Origin of the sequence: Hyphomonas sp., from assembly GCF_040882205.1 — a bacterium.
GTDB lineage: Bacteria > Pseudomonadota > Alphaproteobacteria > Caulobacterales > Hyphomonadaceae > Hyphomonas.
In genome coordinates, this window is sequence record NZ_JBBEBT010000067.1 from 1 (window position 1) to 6978 (window position 6978).

At 60.9% G+C, this 6978-nt stretch carries 6 protein-coding genes; all 6 read right to left on the reverse strand.

Annotated elements, in window-relative coordinates; all coding sequences use genetic code 11:
* Nucleotides 1–11: 11 nt before the first annotated feature.
* Complete coding sequence (locus tag WEA77_RS02940; RefSeq protein ID WP_368066367.1) at nt 12–1187, reverse strand: lipid-A-disaccharide synthase; 1176 nt, start codon at nt 1185–1187, stop codon at nt 12–14.
* Nucleotides 1187–2038: an LpxI family protein gene (locus WEA77_RS02945; protein ID WP_368066368.1), complete on the reverse strand. Its 852-nt coding sequence runs from the start codon at nt 2036–2038 to the stop codon at nt 1187–1189. The genes WEA77_RS02940 and WEA77_RS02945 overlap by 1 nt, the downstream gene beginning before the upstream one ends.
* Nucleotides 2039–2042: 4 nt before the next feature.
* Nucleotides 2043–2834 (reverse strand): acyl-ACP--UDP-N-acetylglucosamine O-acyltransferase, encoded by a 792-nt coding sequence (lpxA, locus tag WEA77_RS02950; protein WP_368066369.1) that lies wholly within the window; start codon nt 2832–2834, stop codon nt 2043–2045.
* Between the two features lie 39 nt (nt 2835–2873).
* The gene (gene lpxD / locus WEA77_RS02955) at nt 2874–3887 is read right to left on the reverse strand and encodes a UDP-3-O-(3-hydroxymyristoyl)glucosamine N-acyltransferase (protein WP_368066370.1); all 1014 of its coding nucleotides are present in this window, start codon (nt 3885–3887) and stop codon (nt 2874–2876) included.
* Between the two features lie 21 nt (nt 3888–3908).
* On the reverse strand, nt 3909–4496 hold the full coding sequence (locus WEA77_RS02960; protein ID WP_368066371.1) for an OmpH family outer membrane protein: 588 nt from the start codon (nt 4494–4496) through the stop codon (nt 3909–3911).
* 28 nt (nt 4497–4524) lie between these two features.
* On the reverse strand, nt 4525–6978 hold a 2454-nt coding region (gene bamA, locus WEA77_RS02965; RefSeq protein ID WP_368066372.1), incomplete at its 5' end, for an outer membrane protein assembly factor BamA.

Consider the following 6978-nt stretch of genomic DNA (forward strand, 5'->3'; position numbering starts at 1 on the left):
CGCCAACTACTTCAACGCCTGCGGATATGACTGTGGTTGAGGTGAATCTGCTCTAGCAGGATGGCATCTGCCGCTATTTCGGCGGCAGATTTGCCGTCCCGTACAAGCGCTCTGAGAGCCGCTGCCTGACGGTCCTTCTGCGCCGAGAGTTCGGCGGGATTGGCCAGCCATTCGAGCGCCTTCGCGGCAATCAGCTCTGCGTTGAACCGCGTCTGCACGAACTCCGGAACGATTTCCTTATCTCCGTTGAGAATGTTCAGCAGCGTGATGTGGATCTTCTTGAACAGAAGACCTCTCGCCAGTGCCCAGGTGATCCAGCCGGTCTTGTAGCCAACGATCATGGGTGTGCCTTGCATGGCCACTTCGCTGGTCACAGTGCCGGAACAAGCCAACGCTATGTCCGCCGCCGCCATGGTGTCGTAGCGATGGCCGGGATCAGTGAGGATTTCTTCCCATCCGGAAGCCTCCGGAAATCGCGCCGAAAATGCCTCCCGGATCGACGCCGCGGGCTGGACCATAATGCGCACATCGGGGCGCTTCTCACGGATACGCTTGGCGGCGTCCATCAGGACCGGGGCGACCGACGCAATCTCGCTTCGCCGGCTGCCCGGCAGAACCAGCACAACCGGCGTGCTGTCCGGAATGCCGCGCGACGCGCGCAAGGCTGCGCCATCCCCGTGCCCGCTGCGCGAGAGCGCCGGATTGCCAATAACAGTTACCTTCAAACCGAAGGGTTCATAGTATGGAACTTCAATGTCATGCATGCAGAGTAAGTGGTCGACCGTTGCGGCAAGCGTTTCGGCCCGTCCTGCGCGCGTTGCCCAGACCTGCGGCCCGATCAGCTTGACGAGCCGGATCCACGGCGCTCGCGCGCGCACGCGTTGGGCCACACGCAACATGAAGCCCCAGGAATCCACGAGCACGACGACACGAGGATTCTTGAGACAAATGTCACCGGCCGCCTCATCGGCAAGTCGGACGACGTCGCCGTAAGCCCTTATGCCCTCGACAAATCCGAGGACGGACAATGGGGATATGTCGATTGGAGACCTTATCCCAATGGCGGCAAGCTCCGCGCCTCCAATGCCGTCGATACGGGTGCCGGGCGCCTTGCGGCGCACCCAGTCGGCCACTTCACGGGCCAGCAGGTCTCCAGAAGCTTCAGCGGCGACAAAATAGAGCGACATCAGGCGCGCGTGCCGAGGGTTGGCGAAAATCCGTACAGAAACAATCCCAGCGCCGAAGCCTTCCCTTCCATGGCCAGGCGGTTCAGCATAAGTGCACCGCCCGCCTCAACGCCAATCCCCGCGAGGCCGGCTGCAGCCGCCAGTTCGACGGTCGAGACACCCGTCGCCGGCAGGTCAATCCGGCGCTCCTGAACCGGTTTGGGACGTTTCACGAGTACGCCGCGCCGCGCGCCTTCACGTCCCCTGATTGTCTCCGGCAGTGCCGCGCAGCGCCGCAGCATCTCGTCGGTGCCTTCCTGAGCCTCAACCGCCAGCACCAGCCCGTCGCAAACGACACATGCCTGTCCGATGTCCAGTGCGCCGCTGGCAGACGCGACGCGGGCGGCAATTTCCATATCCGCAAGCAAAGCCTCGCCTGGCGCAGGTCCGGCGATCAGGACAGCAGGCGCCAGCAGCTTCGCATGCGCCTGTTCGCTTCCGATGACATTGAAGCCATTCTTCTCGAATTCATTGACCAGCACGCGCAGCAGCGCGTCATCGCCGCGCCGGGCTTCACTCAACACTTTAGGCAGAAGGCTCGCGCCTTTGAGGTCGAGCTTCAGGTCGGAAAAGTTCGGCCGACTGACGTTTCCGGCAAAAACCAGATCGCGGCATCCCGCTTCCTTCAGCCGGCTGATGACTGCACCGATTTCGCCCAGCCCCAAAACGCTGCCCGGATAAGCCGCGAGCCTTGGCTCTTCGAAGCCCTTGAGACGCAACACGTAAACACCCTGCCCCGTCGCAACGGCATTCTCGGCAATGGCGACCGGCAAATCACCCAGTCCCGCAATCAAGCCAAGAGGTGCAGACATCCCGTCAACCCGGCTTGCAGATAGGGCGGTCGCCGCCCTCGCGGATGAAATCAATCAACTCCATAGCCAGGGCCTGCCCTTCGAAAGCGGTTGCGGCGGATGCGAGCCGGTCCTTGAACAAACCCTCACCCTTAAACACCGCTCTGTAGGCCGCGCGTATCTGGTGGAGGTCAGCCTTGGAGAAGCCTCGCCGCTTGAGGCCCACGGTATTCAGGCCCGCAAGCTTTGCGTGGTTCCCAATCACCGAACCGAACGGGATCACATCCTCGACCACAATAGCGCCGCCCCCGATTAACGCATTGCGGCCGATGCGGCTGAACTGATGGACCGCAGCGAGCCCGCCGAACCAGACATTGTCTCCCACATGGACATGTCCGGCCAGCGAGGCATTGGTCGCCATCACAACATTGCTGCCGATTTGGCAGTCATGGGCGATGTGCGCGCCGACCATGACCAGACAGTTGACGCCGACTTTCGTAAGACCACCGGTTTTCGGCCATCCGGTATGAACGGTGGAATTCTCATGAAACACGCACTTGTCGCCGATTTCCAGACGGGAATCCGGCGATTCTTCCGCACCAAGGACCTGCGGTACGCCGCCTATGGCAGCGTACGGGCGCAGAACACAATCAGAGCCCAGCTTTGTGGTGCCTCGCACGCTGGCATGCGAAATCAGCCGGGTACCAGCGCCGAGTTCGACATTCGCACCAACATGGCAGAAGGGGCCGACATAAACCCCGTCATGCAAGGCGGCGCCCGCTTCGATGACAGACGTAGGATGAACAGTCGTGGACATGGTTTTTCGTTAGCAGCGGAACGGGTCCCGCGCCACTGGTCAATCGCGCTTCCGGGTGTTCGACTGCTTGTTAAGCCAGGCTACTTCACGCATCCACTGGCGGATCGGTTTGGCCGGCGTGCCGCCCCAGGTCTCACCCGCTGCGACGTCCCGGAAAAGACCTGCCGATGCCGCAAGGCTAACGCCCTCCCCAAGCGTCACGTGGTCAGCGATGCCTGCCCGGCCACCCAGCATGCAACCATCTCCGACCTTTACCGACCCTGATATCCCGCCAAACGCCGCCACAATAACGGATCGACCCAGCAGAACATTGTGAGCGATCTGGCAGAGGTTATCGATCTTGGCGCGCTCCCCCACGACCGTGTCACCAAATACGCCGCGATCAATGCAGGTATTGGCGCCGACGGTGACATGATCCTGAAGGATGACCCGGCCATAGTGCGGCGCGTCTTCCAGCCCTTGCGGGCCGGGCGTGACGCCGAAGCCGGTTTCACCGATGCGGGCGCCTGACAGCAGCGTCACATGATCGCCGATCAGAGCGCAGTGCACAGATACCCCTGCGCCGATATTGCAGTGCCGGCCAATCTGGACACCCGGCCCGATCACCGAATTGGGACGCACGACCGTCCCCGCTCCTATTGCTGCATCCTCGCCAACAACGACCCCCGGGCCGATCATGGCCTCAGCGTGTATGCGGGCTGACGCAGATATCAGATCCGGCCCCTGCGCCTGCAAGTGCTTTGGCCGGAAAAGGGCGCGGGATATCTGTCCATGCGCATTACGTGGCTGCCGGTTGACCAGAAAAGACACGCCTTCCGGAACGCATGCTCTTGCAGCTTCGCTGACCACTACGACCGTCAGGTCAGGGCTAAGAAATGCCTCGCCAGCGCCGCCTTCCAGAAAGGCGATCTCGCCTTTCTGCGCGCGGTCGGCGGCGGCAATGCCGGAGATCGCCGCATGGGGATCACCGGCAAGCTCTGAGCCCGTCAGGGCGGCGGCCGTTTCCAGCGTCAAAGCCCCCAATGACGCATAGAAGCGGGTATCAACTGCCACGGGGGCGTTTCCCGCGGCGACTTATTGAGGCGCTGCCGGCGCGCGTTGGCGCACGACGGTGATTGCCGGTGTACGGACATCGAGCTTAGAAACGATCGCCGGAGTTGCATCCACCGTGTCCGCAGAGAACACTGCCTGGCTCTTTGACAGGACGACCTGCGCGCCTTTCTCCTTCACCACTTCGAGAAGTACCGGCTCAATCGCCGTGTTGAAATCGACAAAGCCTTTCTGCTCGGTCGCGGCGTATTCCTGCTGCAGAAGGCTCCGCTTCTGGGCAAACTCATTGGCCTTCGTCTGGAACGCTTCGATCCTGGCGACCAGAGCAGCATCGGCAACAATCGCTTCACGGGTCTTGCCGTCGACCTGCGCTGCAAGCGACGTCCGTTCAGCTTCCAGCGCGTCACGAGGCGCTTTCAGCTCGTTGTTGATCTGGGTTTCGATGTTCTTGAGCTTCGTGAAGAGATCCTTGCCAGCCTTGCTGTCGGCGAGGATCCTTCCTTCGTCGATGATGATGACAACCGTGCCCTGAGCATAGGAAGCCGGGGCAAGCGTTGTCGAGAATGTTATGGCCAGCATAGTTGCGGCCACGAGCATGCGTAGATTAGTCATTGGTTTTTCCTCGTTGGGACTGTCGAGATCAGAAACGTGTGGACGTCGAGAACCGGAAGGTCTCGGTTTGGTCGTAGTCTTCCTTGCGCAGGATCTGCGAGAAGTCGAACCGGATCGGGCCGAAGGGCGAATCCCAGAACACGCTGAGGCCGGCCGACGATCGCAGGCCCATGCCATCTTTCGGAACACGGACCGCGCCAAGGCCGAAAAAGCCGAGCGACGAGGCGTCCGGAATTACCACCGGACTACCCTTGTCAATATCTTCAAGATGGCCGAGCGAGCCGACATCCAGGAACAAGGCGCTCTTGATGCCATACTCTTCCGGCAGGAAGTTCGGAACCGTAACCTCAAACGTACCCTGGTAGTAGGCGTTGCCGCCGAGCGAGTTAAGGCGAAGCGACGTGAGTACCTCGCCTGTGTTCGGATCGAAGATGCGGTAGACTTCGCGCGGGCCAAGGCCGGCGACGTCGAAGCCGCGGAACGTGCTGCCACCGCGGAAAAAGCGGTTGTTGATCCGGACACCCTCATTCTGGTCAAGAGGAAGAACGTATCCGCCGGAGAAACGCGCCGATGCGATCACATCGCGCCAGATGCCGCGATAGACCGAGGCGCCCGTCTCGGTACGGACGTATTGGACATCGCCGCCGAGGCCTGCAATGTCCTGGCTGAAGCGGAAGTCAAAACCGCGTGTCGGCGTGATGGGATCGTTCGTCTGGTCCCAGTAGAAGTTGTAGCCGACAATACTCGATAAATCGCTGCGCTCGGAACGGCAGATCGTGTCTCGCAGGAGGAACAGCGGATCACAGCGATCGACGAAAAACTCGCCAGCGGCGGCATCCCCAGGCTGCACCGGCCGCACCACGTCATCCGTGAAATCGTCCGGCGTATCCCCACCCGCGGTCTGCTGGATTGCCCGGAGAAAAGCGCCACTGGAATCGATGATGATATCCTGATCAGCGATGCTCACATCGTCCGTTTGCAGACGGTAGCTGAGGCCGAGCTGCATCCGGTCGGTCAGTGGAAAAGCCACGCGGACACTGCCGCCGATGGTTTCGCTTGTGAAACCTGTGAACTCTTCGAAGTCCTGACGCGTCGCGAAAAGGTCGACACCGGCAGAGAGGTTGCGGTCGAGGAAGCGCGGCTCGGTAAAGCGAAGGTCGACAACCTGCTGACGGCTCGAGAGCGAGGTGCGCGCGACAACCGACTGGCCTCGGCCACGCAGGTTTCGCTGCGACGCACTGAGGTCGAAGAGGTAGGCGTCGACCGAAGAGAAACCTGCCGCAAAGGAGAGTTCGCCGGTCGATTGCTCTTCAACGGTAACGTTGACAACAGTCCGGTCCGGTTCTTCCGCCGGCGTCTCTTCAATCTTGACGTCTTTAAAGAAACCGAGGGCACGGATGCGGTTGCGCGAACGGTCCAGCAGGATCCGGTTGAACGCGTCGCCTTCGGCGATGCGCAGCTCGCGGCGTATGACGCGGTCCAGCGTCTGCGTATTACCGACGATGTTGATACGGTCGATGTAGACGCGCGGACCCTCATCAATTGCAAACGTGATATCGATCCGGCCGGTTTGTTCGTTGATGCTGATCTGCGGCCGGATATCGACGAAGGCATAGCCAGCCACACCGGCGGCATAAGTCAGCGCGTCGATGGTGCTTTCGATCTGGTTGCCGCGGAAGAGTTCGCCTTCCTGGATCGGCACGACAGCCTCGAGGATGTTGGAGTCCAGTTTCTCCAGCGCTGTCTCAACCTTGATCACGCCGAAGTCGTACTGGCGACCCTCGTCCACCGTGAAGGTAACGTAGAAGTCCTTCTGGTCCGGGGTCAGTTCGGCGACCGCAGAGGTTACACGGAAATCGTAATAGCCGTTGTTCTGGTAGAACTCGCGCAGTTGCTCTCGGTCGAATTCCAGGCGGCCGGAGTCATAATTGTCGTTCGAGCTGAAGAAGCGCCAGAAGCGCGACTGGCGGGTCACGATCTCGCTGCGCAGGCGCGAGTCCGAATATTCCGTGTTGCCGATGAAGTTGATGGCGCGCACGCCGGTCACGGGGCCTTCTGTGACCTCGAAGATCAGGTCGACACGGTTTTGTTCGAGCGGCTTGTACTGCGGCTCTACCTTCGCGGCAAAACGGCCAGACCGGCGATACATCTCAAGGATGCGCTGCACGTCACCCTGCACGCGGGCCGCGGTGAAAACGCCGCGCGGCGCAGCCTGGATTTCTTCACGCAGTTTTTCATCCTTGAGCGCGCGGTTGCCCTCGAAGATCACGCGGTTGATGATCGGGTTTTCGACGACACGCACCACCAGGTCGTCGTTACGCCGGTCAATCGACACGTCGGCAAACAGGTTGGTTGCGAACAGCGTTTTAAGCGACAGGTCGATCCGGTCAGGATCAAACGCATCGCCCGGCTCCAGAAGCAGGTACGACTGGACCGTACGCGCCTCGATGCGCTTGTTGCCTTCAACCACGATGGAACGGAT